The 20552-nt window shown below is 33.2% G+C and carries 25 protein-coding genes and 2 pseudogenes; 6 read left to right on the forward strand and 21 right to left on the reverse strand.

Annotation, left to right across the window (positions count from 1 at the left end):
• Positions 1–80 precede the first annotated feature (80 nt).
• The gene (locus BAU27_RS28240; RefSeq protein ID WP_071772737.1) at positions 81–515 is read left to right on the forward strand and encodes a GNAT family N-acetyltransferase; all 435 of its coding nucleotides are present in this window, start codon (positions 81–83) and stop codon (positions 513–515) included.
• 56 nt (positions 516–571) lie between these two features.
• Here the strand turns inward: BAU27_RS28240 and BAU27_RS28245 are convergent, their stop codons facing one another.
• From BAU27_RS28245 to BAU27_RS28330, 18 genes and pseudogenes are all read right to left on the reverse strand, one after another.
• Entirely contained in the window at positions 572–1108 is a 537-nt protein-coding gene (locus BAU27_RS28245) for a phosphatase (RefSeq protein WP_071746160.1), read from the reverse strand.
• Between the two features lie 84 nt (positions 1109–1192).
• Positions 1193–2395 carry a macrolide family glycosyltransferase gene (locus BAU27_RS28250; protein WP_071772738.1) on the reverse strand — a complete coding sequence of 401 codons (1203 nt, stop codon included), beginning with the start codon at positions 2393–2395 and terminating at the stop codon, positions 1193–1195.
• Between the two features lie 84 nt (positions 2396–2479).
• Complete coding sequence (locus BAU27_RS28255; protein ID WP_175546579.1) at positions 2480–3124, reverse strand: SUMF1/EgtB/PvdO family nonheme iron enzyme; 645 nt, start codon at positions 3122–3124, stop codon at positions 2480–2482.
• Between the two features lie 93 nt (positions 3125–3217).
• Positions 3218–3724 carry a DNA topology modulation protein gene (locus BAU27_RS28260; protein ID WP_071772740.1) on the reverse strand — a complete coding sequence of 169 codons (507 nt, stop codon included), beginning with the start codon at positions 3722–3724 and terminating at the stop codon, positions 3218–3220.
• Positions 3725–3773: 49 nt separating this feature from the next.
• Positions 3774–4421: pseudogene (locus tag BAU27_RS28265) on the reverse strand (phosphotransferase enzyme family protein); the annotation flags it as partial.
• Positions 4422–4447: 26 nt separating this feature from the next.
• Entirely contained in the window at positions 4448–4834 is a 387-nt protein-coding gene (locus tag BAU27_RS28270; protein ID WP_071772741.1) for a ribosomal maturation YjgA family protein, read from the reverse strand.
• A 92-nt stretch (positions 4835–4926) separates the two neighbouring features.
• The gene (locus BAU27_RS28275) at positions 4927–5280 is read right to left on the reverse strand and encodes an MmcQ/YjbR family DNA-binding protein (RefSeq protein WP_071746165.1); all 354 of its coding nucleotides are present in this window, start codon (positions 5278–5280) and stop codon (positions 4927–4929) included.
• Positions 5281–5295: 15 nt separating this feature from the next.
• Positions 5296–5700: a GNAT family N-acetyltransferase gene (locus tag BAU27_RS28280; RefSeq protein ID WP_000288960.1), complete on the reverse strand. Its 405-nt coding sequence runs from the start codon at positions 5698–5700 to the stop codon at positions 5296–5298.
• Positions 5701–5735: 35 nt separating this feature from the next.
• Positions 5736–6152, reverse strand: coding sequence for a GNAT family N-acetyltransferase (locus BAU27_RS28285; protein WP_071772742.1), 417 nt, complete (start codon positions 6150–6152; stop codon positions 5736–5738).
• 32 nt (positions 6153–6184) lie between these two features.
• Entirely contained in the window at positions 6185–6556 is a 372-nt protein-coding gene (locus BAU27_RS28290) for a hypothetical protein (RefSeq protein WP_071772743.1), read from the reverse strand.
• On the reverse strand, positions 6557–7327 hold the full coding sequence (locus BAU27_RS28295) for a serine hydrolase (RefSeq protein ID WP_071772744.1): 771 nt from the start codon (positions 7325–7327) through the stop codon (positions 6557–6559).
• A 158-nt stretch (positions 7328–7485) separates the two neighbouring features.
• On the reverse strand, positions 7486–7998 hold the full coding sequence (locus tag BAU27_RS28300; RefSeq protein ID WP_071772745.1) for a GNAT family N-acetyltransferase: 513 nt from the start codon (positions 7996–7998) through the stop codon (positions 7486–7488).
• A gap of 74 nt (positions 7999–8072) precedes the next feature.
• Positions 8073–9080 (reverse strand): HAAS signaling domain-containing protein, encoded by a 1008-nt coding sequence (locus BAU27_RS28305; RefSeq protein WP_071772746.1) that lies wholly within the window; start codon positions 9078–9080, stop codon positions 8073–8075.
• A complete protein-coding gene (locus BAU27_RS28310) occupies positions 9067–9414 on the reverse strand; it encodes a PadR family transcriptional regulator (protein WP_048560821.1) in 348 nt (115 codons plus the stop codon). Before BAU27_RS28310 ends, BAU27_RS28305 begins: the two co-directional genes overlap by 14 nt.
• Positions 9415–9583: 169 nt before the next feature.
• On the reverse strand, positions 9584–9916 hold the full coding sequence (locus tag BAU27_RS28315; RefSeq protein ID WP_071772747.1) for a DUF952 domain-containing protein: 333 nt from the start codon (positions 9914–9916) through the stop codon (positions 9584–9586).
• Between the two features lie 75 nt (positions 9917–9991).
• Positions 9992–12061: a HelD family protein gene (locus BAU27_RS28320; RefSeq protein WP_071772748.1), complete on the reverse strand. Its 2070-nt coding sequence runs from the start codon at positions 12059–12061 to the stop codon at positions 9992–9994.
• 228 nt (positions 12062–12289) lie between these two features.
• Complete coding sequence (locus tag BAU27_RS28325) at positions 12290–13276, reverse strand: LLM class flavin-dependent oxidoreductase (protein ID WP_071772749.1); 987 nt, start codon at positions 13274–13276, stop codon at positions 12290–12292.
• A gap of 82 nt (positions 13277–13358) precedes the next feature.
• Complete coding sequence (locus BAU27_RS28330; RefSeq protein WP_071746176.1) at positions 13359–13646, reverse strand: hypothetical protein; 288 nt, start codon at positions 13644–13646, stop codon at positions 13359–13361.
• Between the two features lie 280 nt (positions 13647–13926).
• Between BAU27_RS28330 and BAU27_RS33095 the strand changes: the two are divergent.
• Positions 13927–14170: pseudogene (locus BAU27_RS33095) on the forward strand (IS4 family transposase); the annotation flags it as partial.
• 73 nt (positions 14171–14243) lie between these two features.
• On the opposite strand, the gene BAU27_RS28335 reads toward BAU27_RS33095, so the two are convergent.
• The 3 genes from BAU27_RS28335 to recQ form a co-directional block, all read right to left on the reverse strand.
• Complete coding sequence (locus BAU27_RS28335) at positions 14244–14981, reverse strand: class I SAM-dependent methyltransferase (protein WP_071772750.1); 738 nt, start codon at positions 14979–14981, stop codon at positions 14244–14246.
• 219 nt (positions 14982–15200) lie between these two features.
• The gene (locus tag BAU27_RS28340) at positions 15201–15593 is read right to left on the reverse strand and encodes a gamma-glutamylcyclotransferase family protein (protein WP_071772751.1); all 393 of its coding nucleotides are present in this window, start codon (positions 15591–15593) and stop codon (positions 15201–15203) included.
• A gap of 25 nt (positions 15594–15618) precedes the next feature.
• The gene (gene recQ, locus BAU27_RS28345) at positions 15619–17736 is read right to left on the reverse strand and encodes a DNA helicase RecQ (RefSeq protein WP_071772752.1); all 2118 of its coding nucleotides are present in this window, start codon (positions 17734–17736) and stop codon (positions 15619–15621) included.
• 233 nt (positions 17737–17969) lie between these two features.
• On the opposite strand from recQ, the gene BAU27_RS32570 reads away from it, so the two are divergent.
• The 4 genes from BAU27_RS32570 (at position 17970) to BAU27_RS28360 (ending at position 20518) form a co-directional block, all read left to right on the forward strand.
• The gene (locus tag BAU27_RS32570; RefSeq protein ID WP_083596212.1) at positions 17970–18131 is read left to right on the forward strand and encodes a hypothetical protein; all 162 of its coding nucleotides are present in this window, start codon (positions 17970–17972) and stop codon (positions 18129–18131) included.
• A 687-nt stretch (positions 18132–18818) separates the two neighbouring features.
• Positions 18819–19442, forward strand: coding sequence for an acetylglutamate kinase (locus tag BAU27_RS28350; protein WP_071772753.1), 624 nt, complete (start codon positions 18819–18821; stop codon positions 19440–19442).
• Between the two features lie 129 nt (positions 19443–19571).
• Entirely contained in the window at positions 19572–19928 is a 357-nt protein-coding gene (locus tag BAU27_RS28355) for a cytoplasmic protein (protein ID WP_071772754.1), read from the forward strand.
• Positions 19929–20065: 137 nt separating this feature from the next.
• Positions 20066–20518 (forward strand): hypothetical protein, encoded by a 453-nt coding sequence (locus BAU27_RS28360; RefSeq protein ID WP_071746182.1) that lies wholly within the window; start codon positions 20066–20068, stop codon positions 20516–20518.
• Positions 20519–20552: the final 34 nt, after the last annotated feature.

Raw genomic sequence — 20552 nt, forward strand, 5'->3', positions numbered from 1 at the left:
GTCAGTTTTTTCTTTTATAGCATTACAGTATGATATACTATGAAAACACATTCATATCACACTAGAAAGGGCTGAACAATTTGCAATCCAAACTCATAACAGAACTTACAGATTTAGAAACCGCCTTTCACATTCGAAAAGAAGTTTTTGTAAAAGAACAAGGTGTCCCACTTGAAGATGAATTCGATAAATTTGATGAAATCGGTGAGAAATGTAAACATATTTTAGTTTATTATAACGAGCTTCCTGTAGGAACTGGTCGTATACGATTCGTTGACGGAATGGGTAAACTAGAACGAATTTGTATTTTAAAAGACTTCCGCAAATACGGATTAGGCAAAGTAATAATCAAAGCACTAGAAGAGATTGCGCGTAATAAAGAAGCAAACAAAGTTAAACTACACGGTCAAACACAAGCTGAAGGGTTTTATGAAAAATTAGGCTATCATACTTCTTCAGATATATTTATGGAAGATGGCATTCCGCATATACTTATGATTAAAGAATTGTCGTAATAAAAAGGGTATTATATGAATCTGCATTATGGATTCATATAATACCCTTCTGGGGCCTATTCTAATTCTTCTATTTCATAAAACTTATCATATTCTTCTCTGTATTGAAATTTTAATTTTTTTATTAAACTTGTATCTACTGAAATAATATCAATTACATCTGAATTTATATATAACAAATAAGTACCATTATAAAAACAAATATATGCCTGCTGGCCACCATTTACTATATACTTGCAATACTTATATACTTCATCTTTATGTAAACCTTTTATCGTAGTAAAAATTACTGTACTTTCAAGACCATCTTCTGTTATTTTTGTTTCTTCCCAATTTTTAATTTCAACAAACTTCCCTATTCTTGTTTTTTCATAAGTTCTCTTACTTTTATCGTACGCTATATAACCTGAAATAAATGAAACATCGATTCTATCATTTTCTATAAATATTCCACTCAATATTTCTCGTAATAGTTTCAGATTATTTTCAATCAATTCTGTACCAAACCTAATTCTGTAATTTGTTTGTACTTGGAAAAATGGTGTTTCTCTCATATCCTCAAAATTCACTTTTAGTGCCTTCATTCTTTCCACATAATTACCTCAATTCATATAACAGAAAAACCCCTATATTAGGCAATATAGAAACTGTTCTCAAATATAACTTTAAGTTTAATATTACATTTCATACCGACCTGTAAATTTTAAAATTTCATCAACTGCTTGCTTATAACCACCTGTTTTCCGGAAAGATTCCTTCATATTCAACGCAGCTTCTTTAAATGATGATTTTCTTAATACAAGATCCACACTTTCACGTAGTTGACTCTCAGTTAACCCTTGCATTTGCAATGTAACTCCCGCTCCGAGATTCTCAACTTGCTTTGCAATTACTGGCTGATCCGCACTTTGTGGAATGACAATTAATGGAACATCGTAATAGAGGCCTTCATGGGTACTATTCATACCGCCGTGTGTGATAAATAATTTTGTGTATTTAAGTACTTCCGTTTGTGGAACATAATTTTTCACAATAAAGTTTTTCGGAATATCTCCTAAATCACTTATTTGCGTTTTACTACCAATAGACATAACAATAGTATGATCAGTGTTCTCAAATGCTTTAAAACAAAGCTTATAGAAAGTAATGGCCTCGTTAAAAACAGTACCTAGTGAAATATAAATTGGGCTCTTTCCTTCGATTGCAGTAAAATCGAAGTTTTCTTTTATTAATTGTGTAGAGATAGATGGTCCTACAAATTTATACGTTTCATCAAAAGTTTCTCCAAAAGGTTGGAACTCCCTAGTTGTATAAACAATTGTAAGTGGTGCAGGATTACAAAAAATTTCATAAGGTGATTTAATTTCAACACCATATTTTTCTTTAATTCCTATTGTTAAGTTTTGATAATCATTTTTTATTTTTTCAATAGATTCCTCTGGGATATTTTTCGAAAGATGTTCTAACATTCTTGTAAACGATTTTTCATCCTGTGCAAAAGATGTACACGAATTAATTGCTGGGAGCTTAAGAATTTGAGCAATTAAATGGCCCGAGCCAAACATAGAATCGTGAATGATGTAATCAAAATGTTCTCCTTCAATTTGTTCAAGAACACTCGGTATAATAACATTTGCTGTATGTAAAAGACCATTTATTCTTTCTGGTAAATAATTTCGGCCACCGGAAAGAAAAGCTTTTATAAACTTTTGGTCGTCAATTGTTCGTACAATCGCACCTGCTTTTTCAATACGCTCCCTGAAAGCTTCTATTGAAAAATAAACTACCTCTTCCCCGCGTGAAATAAGTTCTTTTACAACTTTAATTGTTGGATTAATATGACCTTCTGATCCAGCATTAATGAATAAAATACGTGCCACTTTAAACACTCCTTAAGTTAAATGATTTCCATGTAGTCATTAGGAGTACGGGCACTTCCTATACTCCTATCTCTTATTCTCCTTCTAAATGGACCTAGCGAGCCTAAACCCAAGATCATCTATACGAAATGTAGGATGGCTACGGCGGCGACAAGTAGCACCGCACCCTCTCGCTTCCTCAGCCCAGCTACCGCCTCGGAAAATTCGGTACGATCCATACACCTTTTCATCATACAAATCATAACACCACTCCCAAACGTTCCCTAACATATCATATAATCCCCATGCATTCGGTTCTTTTTTACCGACCTCATGAATATGTTCATCTGAGTTTTCATTATACCAAGCAATCTCTTTAAGCTCTCCATATATGTATCCAGTAGTTCCTGCCTTACACGCATATTGCCACTCTGCTTCAGAAGGTAATCGGTAGCCGTTTGAATCTAAATTACAACTAACCGTTTGACCGCCATCACTAATAGAATAATACTCTTTTAATCCCGCTTTTTTTGAAAGTAAATTACAAAACGCAATCGCAGTATTCCAAGAAATATTAACAACGGGTTTATGATTATCTTTATAATCATTTGCTGCACTATTCGCAATAGCATAATATGTTTCCATCGTTACAGCATACTTTGCAAGAAGAAATGGTTTCATTTGAACTTGCCATTCTTTTTTTATTCGATCATCTCTTAATACTATCTCTCCTGCCGGGATTTTTACCATATAAGAATCAATCGAGCGAATGATTTCATTCAATATTATCCCTCCAATTCAAAATAGAATATAATTTAATTCTTTTAATGCACTAATTTATACTTACTGCACTTCCTTTAAGAATCGTTGAACCTCATTTGGGGTTTTTAAAATAATAACTCTTTTATCCTTTTTTAATTGATCTAGTCTTTTTACAATTGCAGGTCTTTTTGACTTAGGATATTCCCATATCCATTTAAAAAATTGCAAGTCAAACCTCTCTTCACATCCAGCGCCCATATCTGGCCTTGTTTTATTCCGATATTGCACAATTCTTTTAAAAGCACGATAAACACATATCGTCCTATGAATATCCAGAAAAACGATTGTATCCGCTGCATTAATTCTTATATCCATCGTCCCCCCATAATTCCCATCAATAATCCACTTTTCTTCTTTAATTAAGTTATTTTGAACTGTTCTTTGTTCTTCCCTCGGAACACCTTCCCAATTCGGTTTCCAAAATAAAGCATCAAGATGATGCACCTTAATATTTAGTTTATTACCTAACTGCCTTGCTAATGTAGATTTTCCTGAACCACCAGAACCAATTAATATGATTTTTTTCATATGAGTACGATTCTTTCTATAGATTCCTCAATATCTTCCTTATTAGCAAAAATCCATAATCGAATACTCTAACGTTTTCTTCTAGAAGCTCAAAGTCGATAAACCCTTGAAAATCACTTTCTTTAAAGATTACATTTGATAAGTGCATATCGCGATGAATAATTTGTTTCGGTAATGAGTGAACCGTTTCCTTGAAAGCTGTATGTATTTGACCCATTTTTTGAATTACATTCCGATGAACATGCTTATTCTTTACTAAATTCGGTAAAGCACATTCGTATACCACTTTATATAACTCTCTTTTTATTAACTCGTTAGCACTATTCACTGAATTTAGTTCGTGATGTAAATTAGCTATTTCCTCTCCAATTTTGCCTCCTAGCACTTTTAGCTTTTCTGTATCTTTTATTTCTAGTACACTTCCGGTAATATATTCGTACAAACAATAATTCTTCTCTTTATAAAATACGTACCTTTCATCATTTCTCGTTTTTACTAATTTTTGTACTTTAACTCCTTTTTCATGAAGCTGTTCTAATACATTTAGTTCAACTAAAAACTGTTTTATCGATCCCTTTTCCTTTAAAATATACGCTTTTTTATTACAATGAATCTTCGTTACGTTAGGTTGAATTTCAGTAGCTGTGACATCTTTATCTTGAAACCAAAACTTTGCAATTTCCAGTGCATGCTCCATATACAAATCACCCTTTTTTAAATCTCTTATTTTTTCCGTAACATAAACTCGCAAAGCACTCCTACTCCCACACCAATTGTATAAGCAACTAAATCACTCCACAAAAATCCGTATCCCAATACGAGTCCACCTAAAGTCGTTGCACGAATATTATCAATCCAAGGTACATGGTACAGTTGGCTAATTTCAATCCCGTAGCAAAATATCAAACTAATAAAAGCTAATTTCTTCGTTGCTATTTTAGGAAACAAAAATCCGAATCCAGCGAAAATCATTAATGCCCATAATGCATCACCTAAGTAATCATTTAATAGATCAGGTAATGCAAAAGCAAACTTTCTTGAACTAAGACCTAAAATAATAACAATGATAGTAAACACCGCATATAGCAATCTATTTCGTTTCGTATTCATTTCAAAATCTCCTAATATATAATGTAAAACTATAAATAGCTAGTAAAATATAATCATTTTACTAGCTATTTATGTCCGACTTCACTTTGTATTTAATCCAATAACTCTTGCTGCTTTTTCTTTGAAAATGATTGTAGCACTAAATCATACGACCAATCGATCATTTTATTAATTTGCTCCTGTTCCACTCCCTTATGTATATACACTGTATTCCAATGTTTTTTATTCATATGATACCCTGGAATTATTGTGTCTGGATAATCTTCTCTTATTCGTAAAGCGAGTTCTGGATCACATTTTAATGTAATCGTAGATTTTTCACCTTCTTCATGGTTTACAATTGCAAATATTTTATTATTAAGTCTCATACATGTTGCACTCCAGCCATCTGGAGAATCCTCTGTCGCTTTTCTTTTTGATAAACAATATGCTCTCGTTGCATTCATTCTAAATGACACCTCTTATTCTTTCACTATTTGATTACGATGCATCACAATTTGCTTCGTCGCTTTAAATTGCTGTTCACCATAAAACTTTATGAGCTTCTCTCCGCAAAATAGACTAACAATATCAATATGAGATATCTCTTCCAGTAACATTGTAAGCATATTCTCTCCAATGCCTTTATTTCTTACACTTTCATGTACGACAACATCTTCTATGTACGCTCGAAAAACACCATCTGAAACGACTCTAGCAAACCCAATTAACTCATTTTCTTTCCATACCCCAATTGCTATGCTATTCTTTAACATTTTTTCAATATCGATTTCTTTTCTTTCTGGCCACCAACCGACAGAATCGTAAAGCTTCTTTATTTTCTCTGCACAGATTGGTCGTTCATGTTGTAATTTATAAGTGTACATATTCTTTCTCCCACTATCTAGTATACATAATGTTATTATAATCTCTTTTCTAAAAAGTGTTGACTATGCCCTTTCGGGTGATCTTCAACGACACCATATTCTCGGTAGCCGTGTTTTTTATAAAATTCCGGTGCTTGGAAACTAAATGAATCTAGTAAAATGAGTCTACATCCTTTTTCCATCGCAATTTCTTCTATTTTATGTAACAATTGACTACCATAACCATCATGACGAACAGATTCATCAACCCATAAAAAATCGATATGAAGATGATAAAAATACATCGTTCCTGTTACCCCGCCAAAGATTTTTCCATCTTCATCATTCACTACGAAGCTTACTTGTTCCATCGGTTGCTTTACTTCATCTGTTAAAATAGACATGTTATATTGAATTACTTTATTTTTTATGTATTCTCCTTCAGTGCGAGTACCATTCTCTATGCGTTTCATATATTTCTTCCTTTCAACTTAGTAAGCTATAATTAATTTCTATTTCTTCTCTTTAATATACTAATGAATACAAATCCACCATATATAATAAAGCAAGAAAACCCAATTATCCCTGGTACAGAGACATAACCAGTTCTCACATAACTTATAACGGCAAAACTAGCGATTAATAATAAAATAGATGGCCAAAATATAAGAGCTGTTTTTCTTCGTCTCTGTTTCGATGTACTTTCTTTCACTTCCGAAATACGTGTACCAAAAAGCAATACAATACAAATGAGAAACGCTGCAAAGTAAATAGTATCTAATGACAATGTACGATCATATAACGCGATGCCAACTTCCAAAGCAATAATTGTTACAATGAAAATGATAATCGTTGAAGTTTTTAAGTTTCTTTTCAATCATTCACCCCGCGATACTTTTTTATATTCTTTGTACAAACACTTCAAAGCTTCTGTAATTGTTTCATCTACCATTTTATTATTAAATCGATTAGGTAAATCTTTACCTCCAATTACATAAAGAAACGGAAATTCATGAAACATTCCTATTATACCAATATTTATTGTAGCCGTGGGTAATCCACCGGTCATATGTGCTAGATGATAATAAGGTATACCTTCATACTCTCCTTGTTGTCTTACCATTCCACTTATAATTGGTTCCCATAATTCTGGTGCGGATTTATATCCTTGGAAAATATGTAATAAAAGCGAAAGAACTTGTTTTAATTCTCCAATATTTTTCTCATATTTAGGGTTTTCCTGTATATGAATCTTGGAAAAGTTCGTTGAAACATATTCTCTGATAGTATCCCATCCTCCGCAGTGCATAACAATTGACTGAGCGATATAGCTGTCGTGACAAGCTATCATCACTTCTACTGCTTTACTAAGTGTTAAAGTACTTCTTCCTTGTAGATGCGGATATAACTGTGCACTATCTTCACGTGGATGAAATTTAATATGATGAAGTATATCATTCCAATTACGTTTATTTCCCTTTACCATTTGTGCTGCTACAAATCCAATTACTACTTTTGCTGCCGATGCTAAAGGAATATATATTTCACTATTAAATGAAGCAACTATACGTTCGTTTTTTGTAGAATAAATAGTTACTCCTACATGACCCGCTTGTATCTCTTTCATTTTTTGAATGACAGTTTCCATTTCCATTCCTCTTTTCACATCGTTATATCACCTTCTAATAATTCAATATGGAATATAAAAAACCTTTTTTGACAGGTTATATTTGTTATGACAATTAGAAAAAGGTAGCAAGAATTACTCTACGCTACCTAAAACCATATATTTTTCCCGAAAAACTTCTATTCTTCTATAGGATTTTCAGGACCATCAAACTCCAATTGATAAAAGGCTAAGTCTAGCCATTTATTAAATTTGTAACCAGCTTTTTTTATTGTCCCTGCATGAACAAATCCATAGTCTTCATGTAAGGCAATACTCTTTTCATTTTCTGCGTCAATTCCAGCGATTAAGGTCATATATTCTCTTTCTTTAGCAATTGCGATTAATGCTTTCATTAAAGAAGTCCCAATCCCATTTTTTCTATAATCTTTATGAACATACACAGAATGTTCAACTGAATATTTATAAGCAGGCCACGCCCTAAATGGACCGAATGTCGCAAATCCTACTACTTTATTATCTAGCTCGTAGACTAAAATTGGATAGTCATCAGCCTTTTTTTGTTCAAACCATTCTATTCTATTTTCAAGGGTTACAGGTTTATACGCATATACAGCTGTTGAATTAAGGATTGCATCATTATAAATTTCGAAAATAAATGTTACATCTTTTTTCATTGCTTCCCTTATCATTGTTTTCTTCCTTTCATAGTGATTATCTTCTTTAACTATCCTTTTATCACTTTTATCTTACAGAAATTTCAGACTCATTTCCATATACGAATTCTAGCTTTTCGGAAACCATCAAATATATTTATTACAGCAGACAGTATATAAATGAAAATTCCACCGCCGATTAACCATGTTTTAAATTCCTCTGGAGAAATAGTAAATGCATTTGCCACATACGTAATGAATCCTTCGTTAAATAAATGCGGATTTACTACAATTACAATGAATATGATTGTTCCGACTACTTGAAGAATCGCATTCCCAATTGCCAATCTTTGCGTCCATTGTCCTTGGACTAACTTATAAAGAGATATACCGATTTCGAAAACGATCATTATTACAACGATCGGCCAGTACTGAAGTAAAACATCTTGATTAAAAGTTGGCGCGACAAACTTCAGTCCATTTGCCGTACCATTATATACACCTACAAGATGATTCGCATAAAAGTAAAGTGTAGCCCATATTGCCGTCCACATTAAACCTCCAAAAACTTCAAACTTTGAGATTGCCTTTTTCTTCGGGATATACGAAATCTTTTTCAAATCATCTGGCGTCCATTTTTTTAAACTTGTTGTTAATGGGTGTGGATCCTTTTCTTTATCAGTTCTTTCTATAACAGCAAATACAAGTGTCAACCAGAAAAATACATGGAGTCCTACTTCGACAATTTCCCCAATACCTTTACCTATCAATTGTAAAATAACATTTAATACCGCTTGATCACCACTATAGCCTATAAAATTTTCTGCAACCATCGAAATGAGTGCAATAACAGCTGCAATTGGTATAATCATTTTTAATAACGTCGTATATACATCAAAATAACGTGGTCCAATTAAATGCATCGGTCTATCCAAATACCCATTAGCCAAAGAAACTGGACTTCCCAACTTTTCGAGTACGCTCTTTACATCTTCCTCATTATAATCGTCAGGTAACATATCCTCTATCGTTGACCGTAGTTCAAGTGTAATATCTTCACGATTTTTTTCAGGTAATCTCTTCGCAACTTCATGGACGTACATATCAATCAAACTCATTCTTGTCCTCCTCCTTCAATAGGTTATAAAGTTCTTTCGAATCCTTTATCCATTCCTTTTTCAACTGCAGAAATATCTCTAATCCATATTCACTTAAAACATAATACTTTCGAGGTCTACTCTCCGTTTTATCCCAACTACTCGTCACTAGTTCTTGCTTTTCTAATCGGCGAAGTAGTGGATATAAAGTACTTTGATCAATTATAATCCCCGATTGCTCCAATAATTGGACAAGTGAATATCCATACTGCGGCGTTCTTAATTGGCTTAAAACCGCTAATGTTAATGTCCCTCTTCTTAGCTCAGTAATTAACGAATTTAATAAAGCATCCATTTATTCACCTCATTTCTATTACTATATGTTATACAGTATATGTTTTATACTATGTATCGTACAGTATTAGTGTGACAAAAACAATGATTATTTACTAAAAAATACATAATTAAAAGCACAAACTATATTATTTGTGCTTTTCTAGCCAACTTAAATAACTATAACACGCTTAACTTTGTATCTCTGGTAATATAAACTCTCCTTTTTCTTTAGAAAATGGGACAACCTCTACAATCGCCTCAACATTGATTACTCCATATACATGCGGGTATTCTTGACCGTTTGAAGCAAGTTCATATTTTATTTCTGCTTTTACAAGAGATGGATCTATTGTAAGTAATAAAACATCTTTTTCATGATTGAAATGTTTTTGAGCAACCTTTAAAGCTTGTTCAAATAATGAACAATGAATAAATCCCTCTTCTATAAGTGATTCTTCATTAATTTCTCCAGTTGTTTTTGCGATTTCCCAATTTCTTTTTGTTATTACTTTTGTAATCATTATCATTTCTCCTATATATTTTTATAAAAAAATAAAAGGCTTTTCTATTCATTACTAGAAAAGCCTCTTGAATTTTTATCTCTTAATTAACCGAGATACTTCCCCGCTATGGAAAATCCATAAATCATGAAGCGATCTCGTACATCCGACATACAATAATTTCGCATCATGTTTTGTATTTTTGTAATGTTCCTCATCAACGTCGATTAGAAGTACTGCATCAAATTCTAAGCCTTTTGCTAAATATACAGGTACTACCGAAATACCACCTTCGTATTTACTTTGATCTGCTTCAATCACGTTAACAGTTAGTCCTGCATTTGTTAACTTCTCATATATAACACGGCATTCATCGTCTGTTCTTCCAATTACCGCGATTGTTTTCACATCTTCATTTTGCAAGTGCTGTAAAGTCTTCATAATTTCAGTGAATTGATCTTCTGTATGGATTACCTTAACATCTTCACCGCTACGGAAAACGGGTGTTGCCAGTCCCACTGGAATCTCTGCATTTTTAATTATTTCATTCGCGAATTCAATAATTTCTTTTGTAGAACGATAACTTCTCGTCAGTTCATAATAACCTGTTTCTTGGAATACTTCCTTAAAAGCACCCCATTCTTCAATTCCTTGATAATCATAAATCGCTTGAGATAAATCACCTAATATAGTGAAAGAATTACCTAGTGTAATTTCTTTTAATACATAAACTTGGAAAGGAGAAAAATCTTGCGCTTCATCAATAACGACGTGATGAAACTTCTGTCCGATTTCAATTCCTGTTATGCGATGATGTATGTAAATTAAAGCTGGTAAGTCTTCTACATACACTTCTTTTTTACGAGAATTCTTTTCTGTTTCTTGAACAAGCTCTTCAGGTAATACTTCGAGTATTTCTTTACTCTTCAACATTGAAGTATACAGTGAAAGTGGGCTCATTTTCGGCCAAAAATTCATATATGTGTTCAATCTCTTTGTCGCTTCTTTTTTTAGTAACTTTTTCTCATTTGTTTCTCCAAACTTTTTAAGTTCAATTTCAATCCAGCGCTTCATACGGCCGACTAAACGTTCTCTTCTTTTCTTTAATGGATAATGTTTATATTCAACTTGCATCCATTTTTTAACGTCTTCCACTGGAATAACTGCTTTATCCCACGCCTCAAAATCTTTTGTCGGTAATAAATCTTTTTCAAATTGAACCATTCTCTCTTCAATAAACGACTTAAATTCCAGTGTGCCTTTCAATTTACCGAGCATAACCTTTTTTTCATCACGATTAATTGAAAAAGCTTCTTTCAATTTTTCTTCTGCCTGCTTTAGTTTCACCGAACCATCTAACAGGCGCAATGCCCAATCTGGAAACGTTGTTTGACTAATATTGCCTACACCTAATTCAGGAAGTACACTCGAAATATAGTCTAAAAACAAACTGTTTGGAGCGAATACAATCATTCTCTCCGCCTCTAGTTGTTCACGGTATTCATAAATTAAAAAAGCAAGACGATGTAAAGCAATCGTTGTTTTTCCGCTTCCTGCAACCCCCTGAATTAATAATGGTAAGTTTCTTTCCGCACGAATAATATCATTTTGCTCCGATTGTATAGTCGAAACGATATCTTTCAATTTATTATCTTTATTCTCACCTAATCGATATAGAAGAAAATCATCAGCATGCGATACATCTTCATTTCCTTTCACATATGTATCGACAACACGTTCAAGCTCTCTTTTTCGAATGGAAATATTTCTTTTTAAATAAACATCGCCTTCTACTAACCCGTCTGGTGAATGATAAAACGCTAATTCTTCTCCACCGGTAAATGAATAAAACATACTTGCGACAGGTGCTCGCCAATCAATAACCATCGGTTTCATCGTATCTTTATCTGAAACACCTACTTTACCGATGTAAATCGGCATAACATCTTCTTTGCCATCCTCCTGGAAGTCTAATCTTCCAAAATACGGCTCTTGCACACCAATACGTAGGTTTTGTCTATTAGACTCCCTCATACTTTCAAGAATTTGCTCTTTAAAATCTTCTCCATAATAAACCGGGATTTTTTCAAGCTGCTCTAATTGCTCATCCATCGTACATAAAATATCTTTCATTTTCTGTAATTCTTCTTCAAATATGTTACTCATTTGATGATTCCCTCCTGTCCGTTCCAATTTTTTCAGTCGAGATATAATTCTATAAAAAACACAATCATAAAGTCAATAGTTTAAGTGAGAATTTTCCGAAATAAAGAAAGGCATAAAAAACCCTGCCCATTTCTCTAAGATTTTGAAGTATCCTCAAAGGAAATTTTTTCTCTATATTTATTTATGAGAATTACATTCATTTTTTTCTTTTGGGGAACAATCAATTTTTCACTTACATGCAGGAATTACATACTTACCAAATAAATCTAAAGATGAAAGTACTTTATGATGTTCTAATCCACCAAAATTCATTACTGCTATAAAATTCGTAACACCTATTTCACTGTAGGACTGAATTTGTTTAATAACTTCATCAGGACTTCCTATTACTGGGTTGAATTTACATTTAAGGTCTTCATATGAAATATTCGTCCCACGCGGAGTATTCATAAATAATTGATAAGGACCTTTTGCATTGGATTCAGCCTCTGCATATGCTTCACCGACATGGACATGAAATGCAACAGGAATTTCCAGCTCTTCTGGATTACCGTGTCCTGACTTTAGATACGTATTCTTGTAAGTATCAATCAGCTTTGCTAATTCATCTCGTGATTTACTAAACCCAAGCCCCATGAAATTGTTTCCCATACTAGCAACATGACTAACACCTGTTTCACTAGAGGTTGCAATCCAATGAGGCGGAAACGGAGCTTGTATGGGCTGAACATTAAGTTTAAGGTCTTTGTATTGATAAAAGTTCCCTTGATGAGAAAGAATTTTGCCTGACCATGCCTTACGTAGCACTTCTAGAGACTCGTTAAAACGCTCGGTTTTGTCCTCCAATGAAATATTATAGCCATCAAATTCCTTCTGTGCATATCCACTACCTAGCCCTAAATCTAATCTTCCGTTTGATAAAAGATCAACCATCGCATAATCTTCAGCAACTCGTATAGGGTTGTGTAATGGCAGTACTGAAACACCCACACCGAGGCGAATTCTATTCGTTCTTTGAGATACCGCAGCGAGCAGAACTGCTGGCGAAGGATTAATACCAAAATCTGAGAAGTGATGTTCTGCAAACCATACCCCATCAAAATTCACTTCTTCAGCCCGAACGGCTTGCTCTAATACCTCATTATAGAATTGTCTAGGTGTTCGGGATAATCGATTGGGGTAATTATCAAATATAGTTAATGTACTAAATTTCATTTAATATCGCTCCTGATACTTTATATTCATTTCTATATTTCATAGATCTTTTACATATAATCTAAATGGTATTATTAATATTCTAGTTATCCGAATCATTCCACTGACGGCTTATTTCTAGCCCATAATCCATATCGTAAACTTCTTTTATAGCTTTAACTTTTTCAAGACTTTCATCGCTAAACACAGGTTTATTTTCAAAAGAATGTAGAACGATTCTTTCAAGAAGAACGCCTAGTGAAATATCATGATACTCTGCCATCGCTTTCAGAACCTTCACCATTCTTTTTTCCATTCTAATTCCAGTTTGTACACGTTCAACTTTAATTTTTTGATTCTTTCCATTTACTTGTTCATTATTTTGTTTCATAATTCCACATCCTTACCGTGAAAAAACAATATTTTGTTACCTTGATAACAATGTATCATTATAACACCAATGTATATTTTGTCAATTGTGTCATTTTATTATTGGTTAAACATAATAGGTTCTCGCCCTATTACTATTATCAAGATAATGTAAATTTGTATCCATATAACGAAAAAACGCTATTCTTTTTATAGGAATATATAAAAAGAATAGCGTTTTTAATATGAATTTATCGATTTCTGATGAACTAAAATTAGTTTCTAAAGAATCGCGATGATATATATCACCTAATACTTTGGAATGATTTGATTCATTTAACAATCAAGTGAATAAGGTACACAAGAACTCGTAGCCCTATGTGTTTGATTACGCAAACACATAGCACATACTTCATTAACTCAACCTTGTAGTCAATTAGAAGCAAACACTGATACTTCTATGAATCCAGACGCACTCAACCAACGATGTATACCAACTATTTTCGTCGCATTTACTTATTAGATTCTACAAATTTGAAATCCCCCTCACATAAACTTAGCTTGATGTGTATGAGGGATAATCCCCACCTTTTCTCTATTTCTTTATTTCTTTATTTCTTTATTTCTTTTTTACTTTTATACGATAAGATAAGCACTCATGTAGTGAAGCTTGCTCTTTATATCGCAATTTTTCAAAATCAAATGCTCCGCCTGGGAAGAATCCTACAATACTTAAACCTGCTTTAGCACATAAATCACTAATCTCTTCTACTGTATAACAACGTAAAGACTGTGTCACAATCTCATTAGGTTGATTAGGATTCCACCAATGATCTAACATTCTTTCATTTATACTATCATATTCATATTTTCGCATAGCCGAACTTAATGACATTTCGTGTCCACTAACCTTTTTCCAATACAAAGGTTGATAAATATCAATAAGTGCACATCCATCATCCTTCATCCAATCTTTAATCCGTTTTAGTAGAAACAATTGCTCATTATTTGTTCCTACACCAAATCCATCTAAATAACTAACCACCTCAAATTTTTCCTCAAAGTTAATTTGATAAAAATCTCCACAATGAATGGCAATATCACTACTAGAATGTTCTTTTGCAAAGGAAACCAGCTCTGATACAAGTTCAACAGTTGTCATTCTCACATGTAACTTAGACATTGCTCGTGCAAATCCACCATTCCCTGCACCAAGTTCCAACATCGTTTGAAACGGATATCCAACTTGTTCTTGCACCTCTTTAGCAACCTGTTCTATCCAGCTTTCTGTATTTACATCATAATTCGACAGTTCAAATTGTTTTTTGTAAAATTCCTTCACATTTAATTCGTTCATTATTATTCTCCTCCTGTAATAGTTTTTTCTACTACAGGTTAGAAGCTAAATTTCTGATACCCATTAACCCCCCCCTTATTTATCACCTACATTTCTATATTATCAAATTAAACAGAATATTCAAATGTATTTTATTCTTTATTGGTTTGAGAATTTCAACTGAAAACAAAATAAAAAGCAGATAATGAATTATTCCATTATCTGCTTACCAATTTATCCTTAGCTGCTTTTATTATATTTTTGATACACGATCCAATCCCCAGAATCAATGATTTTCTTTAATATCTCTTTATCCTGAGCAACATACAAATATGCATGTATTTCTTTATCAGCAAAATATACCGTTTGTGTAATTCGATCATATAAATCAGTCTCTGCATTACCTGTATATTCTTCAAGTTCATCTAATTTTTGTAGAACATCACTATTTACTTCATAAACTTCCCCATATACTTTTTCCTCGTTTGAACAAACCATTGCAGGATACCCTTCGTTTGTATCAAATAATTTGCCATACGTCCATGCTCCGTCTGCGATGCATGTTGCACCTCGCATATAATGAGCATTCGTTTGCTCTTTTCTTAACGTGCCATACACGAAAACATGATACATATATCCCTATCCCCTTTATATGTCTCTACTTTCTTATTTGTAAATATGCTCGAATCATAAAGTAACTCACTTCATTTGGAAGCTGTTCTTTAATAGATTTCAAACCCCCTTCTGCATTTTGTACGGCAGTTTCAATAAGCGCTTCATATTCTGTTGGAACAAAGCTTTGCCACTCTACTTCCATACCATCTTCATGGCAACGGATTAAGTGGTTTTCAATCGTTTGTCTTGATAGACCTCTATCTTTCGCAATCTCATTTAGATCAATGCCTTGTTTATACATTTCATACGTTTCTATATGAGAATTCGCTGAAGCTTTTCCTGATTTTTTACGCTCTGAAACAACTTCTGTCTTAATTGTTTCAGCATAGTTTGGATTATCCTCAATGAAGTGCTGAACTGCTTGTAAGAAGTGAGACCCGTACTTCACAAGTTTGTGTTCTCCGATTCCTTTTACAGTTAGGAGTTCGGAGTCACTTTGTGGCATTTTTGCACACATATCTTTTAACGTTTGGTCAGAGAAAATAACAAACGGTGGTACACCTTCTCCTTGCGCAATTTCTTTACGCACTTCACGAAGCACTTCAAATAAAGGATGGTCTTGAACAATTTGTCTCGTTTCTACTCGTTCTTTGCGTAAAACATTCACTTTACCAAGTAGTGCTTCTTTCCCTTTTTCCGTTACTTTTAATGTCGGATATGTACCATGTTCAACTGCAATCAACTCGTCTGAAATTAAAAACTCAATAAACTCACTGACTTCTTTTACACTACGGTTTGATAAAAGACCATACGTTGGCAAAGTATGAAAATTAAATTCAATGACTTTCTTATTTTTCGATCCAGTTAATACTTGTGCAATCATTTGTTTTCCGAATCGTTGGTTCGTCCTGATCATACAAGATAGAACCATTTGTGATTCTCTCGTTACATCAATACTTTCACGGTCGTCCGTACAATTACCACAACGACCGCAATCTTCCTTCGGTTCTTCTCCAAAGTATTGCAAAATAAATGATTGTAAACATTGTTCTGTATGACAGTAATCGGTCATATTTTGCAATTTTTCTAGTTCATTTGAAAAACGTGATTCTCCAGTCGATTGATCAATTAAAAAGCGTTGCACTTGTACATCTTGAGAAGAATATAACAAAATACATTCACTATCTAACCCGTCACGACCAGCACGTCCCGCCTCTTGATAGTAACTTTCCATATTTTTCGGAAGTTGATAATGAATAACGTAACGAATATTCGATTTATCAATCCCCATCCCGAACGCAGATGTCGCTACCATCACACTGATTTCATCTCGTAAAAAGAGTTCTTGTTGTTCATTTCGATCGTGATCGCTCATACCTGCATGATATTTCGATACCGAAACTCCTGCTTTCCCTAGATCTTCATATAACTGATCGACTACTTTTCTTGTAGCTGCATATATAATCCCAGATTCCTTCTGATTTTGACGAATATAATCTGCTAAATACGCATTACGATCCTGTCCTTTAATTACTGAAAATGATAAGTTCTCGCGCTCGAACGTTGTCATAATTGTATTTTCTTGATTAATTTCAAGCGTGCTACATATATCATCACGTACTTGTGGTGTTGCCGTTGCCGTTAAAGCTAAAACGAGCGGTTTTTCTGGAAGATAATCTAATATGCGATGTATATGTAAATAACTTGGACGGAAATCATGACCCCACTGGGAAATACAGTGCGCCTCATCAATCGCAATCATTGGAATTTTCATATCGATAAGTTGGTCAACAAACTCCATAGAATCAAGACGCTCAGGCGCCACGTAAAGCAATTTGTAATGTCCTTGTTTCGCCAATTGAATTCGTTGATTCGCTTCTGTAATAGAAATAGAACTATTAATATATGTAGCGGAAATACCGTTTTGAATTAATGTATCTACTTGATCTTTCATAAGTGAAATCAAAGGTGATATAACTAATGTCGTTCCTTCGAATACTAGTGCGGGAATTTGATAACAAATTGACTTACCACCGCCCGTAGGCATAATACAAACCGTATCCTTCCCATCTAATACATTTTTAATTGTTTCATCTTGTCCTCTTCGGAATGACGAATAACCGAAATAAGACGCTAAAAGTTCTTGAGCTTTTGTAAACAAAAAAGAGTCACCTGCTTTTCTTTATCTTTCATCTATTCCCATTATATCATCAAACTGATTCTCGCCACTTTGAATTTTATAAGTATTTGAGTTCTATTTGCTTCCTAGGTTTTCCAACATAAAAAAAACAAATCTAGTACACAAGAAGAAAGAATTTCAAAATAAATATTCATTTAATTTACCTTCCTAGAATACTACTAATCGTATACATATGAATTTGAGGAGGTTAAATTATGAAGAGTCGTTACAATAATTCCAACAAACCTAAAGCGTCAAATAAACAACTCCAATTCTCTAATAATGATGCGTGGAAATATGAATCATTTTATAAGTATCAGCCTTTATTTTCTTATAAAAAACTATTTAATTTCCTTTCTCAACTTTTTATGCGTTAATACATGTGCCAAATATATATCATTCAAACAAATTTTCTCAACATTAAACTTATAGACTTACTACAATACAATTGTTACCATATATAATAATCTGTTAGATAAACCCCTTATGTTGACCTGCTTAAATTAGCAGGTCTTTTTATACTTACATATCGCGATATATCGTAGCCTGGTTGAAAAGTCTTTTCTCCATTTTAGAACCCTATTCCATTCTCCACAAATGATTATAATTCCCAAAAGCAAAATATAAATCCTTTACATTCATACAAGTAATTCATTTTTTTCTCAATACACAAAGTGAATTTCATTTGTTACTATGAAAATACTCCAGATGAGTTTTTGCTCATCAACATTATCTAGTTAAAGGGATCTGCCGCGGGAAGCAGATCCCTTTAACTTTATTAAAAAGTACCCTTCTCATTTGGACGCATTTACCAGGTTATTTTAAAAGAATTTTATGTTAATATTACGTAGTCGAGTCCGACATCTCGGCAATACCCTTTTGAGGCTCTGCAACTTCCCTTGCAGAGCCTCTTTTACTTTATATTCAATTTATTCATATATACCACAACATTATTCATTGAATTTCCCCATTTCAAATTCCCTGAAAATAATCTAGGACACGTAACTAAAAATAAATCTTTATCATACTTTGAGTTATACATGTTCAAAGGAGTGTTACTATTTATGTATTCTTATTGGCAATCGTATTACTCCCCCTATCATAACCCTTATGTAAACTATGATTCATCCGTACGTAACTACCGAATTAGTAAAAACGAGAATTTTTTAAAAGGGTATATGCGTTCTTTATGGGAACAACACGTCGCTTGGACGAGATTAGCTATTATAAGTATTGTATTTAATTTACCAGATGTTAATGTTACTGTTGGACGGCTTTTACAAAACGCAACACATATGGGACTATCACTTGAGCCCTTCTATGGCGAGAATGCAGTAAAGAAATATAGTGCATTAATTAAAGATCATTTAGTAATTGCAGCCGATCTTGTGAAAGCAGCAAAAGCTGGTGATCAAAACGCAGCAGCCGCTATAGAGAAGAAATGGTACGCTAATGGTGATGAAATTACTGAATTTCTTAACAGTATCAACCCATATATAGATAAAGAAGAATTCAGAAAAATGTTTTATGAACATTTAGCACTAACGAAAGCGGAAGCACTTGCCTTCCTAAATAAAGATTATGAAGCAGGAGTAAAACTTTACGATAAAATTGAAAAAGAAGCATTAGAAATGGCCGACATGATAACAAACGCAATCGTAAAACAATTTCCGCAAGTATTTCAATAAAAATAAGCCGATTTGAAAAAACAAATCGGCTTATTTAGTTTTCTATCAATGATATTTCACCACTCCTCTTTACATTTAACGTATATCGATATATTTTATTAATATCCGTTTTTTATAGGAGGAAATAGTTTGATTAACGCAATTGGTCTCGTATTTATTCTCACAAATAAGCACGAGAAAAAGAAAAAAGTTTATCTGAATGAAAAATTCGCATTAATAGACATTATTGATTCTAAAGAAGTATTTGATGATGAAGGAAACTCATTAGTAGAACTAACATGTAAATACAGTATATATTTAGACGAAAAATACTACTGTAAATCTCTCGATGATTATACTGGACAAGTATTCCCCTTCTTAAACGCTAAAATAGGAAAAGGACTTCTCAGAAACTTAAATTATTACTTTTCTTACGTTGATGCCTATGATAAAAAACCACCTGTTAAAGAAATAAGACCTCTTATGAAACAAGTAACTAACAGATAGCGGACAGTATTCAAAAAGAAAGCACCTAACTTCAGATGCTTTCTTTTTTTGAATCAGTAACTCTCTAACTTTCATCTCCTTCTAAATATATATACCCAAGCATACTTTAAAATAAAAACATTGGAGGATTAGGCTGAATGAAATATTCAGAATCAATCGTAAGTAAACGGCTCCGAAAACTTAAAACAACTGGTATGTTTTTTATACTATTTTTAATCGCATGGCTTGGATATACAAAATTCCTTTATGGAAATGGTTTTCTTTTCGAAAAGAAAACTTCAGTTGAAGTAATGAATACTAGCGTTACTGGAGAAATAGAAAAGAATTTCCATGTAAACTTACAAGGCTTTCGCAAAACGAACCTTGATACACTTATAGATGCTAGTAAAACCGATCCTAGCGAACTATCCTTAATTGAACTTATCAACACATCTTGTTCTAAAGATTGCACAGGTGAACCTTCAACTTACGTTAAGTCCAACCACGGGTATATCTTTTATACAAAATCTAATGGTACGAATGTAGCTCTAAAAATTAAAAAGCAAGATTCATGGGAAATTGAAAAGAAATCTGTTCAAAATGGAATTTAAAAGGTTCATACAAAAAAAGAGTACTTTACTTCAA

Origin of the sequence: Bacillus sp. NH11B, from assembly GCF_001884205.1 — a bacterium.
GTDB classification, from domain to species: domain Bacteria; phylum Bacillota; class Bacilli; order Bacillales; family Bacillaceae_G; genus Bacillus_A; species Bacillus_A proteolyticus.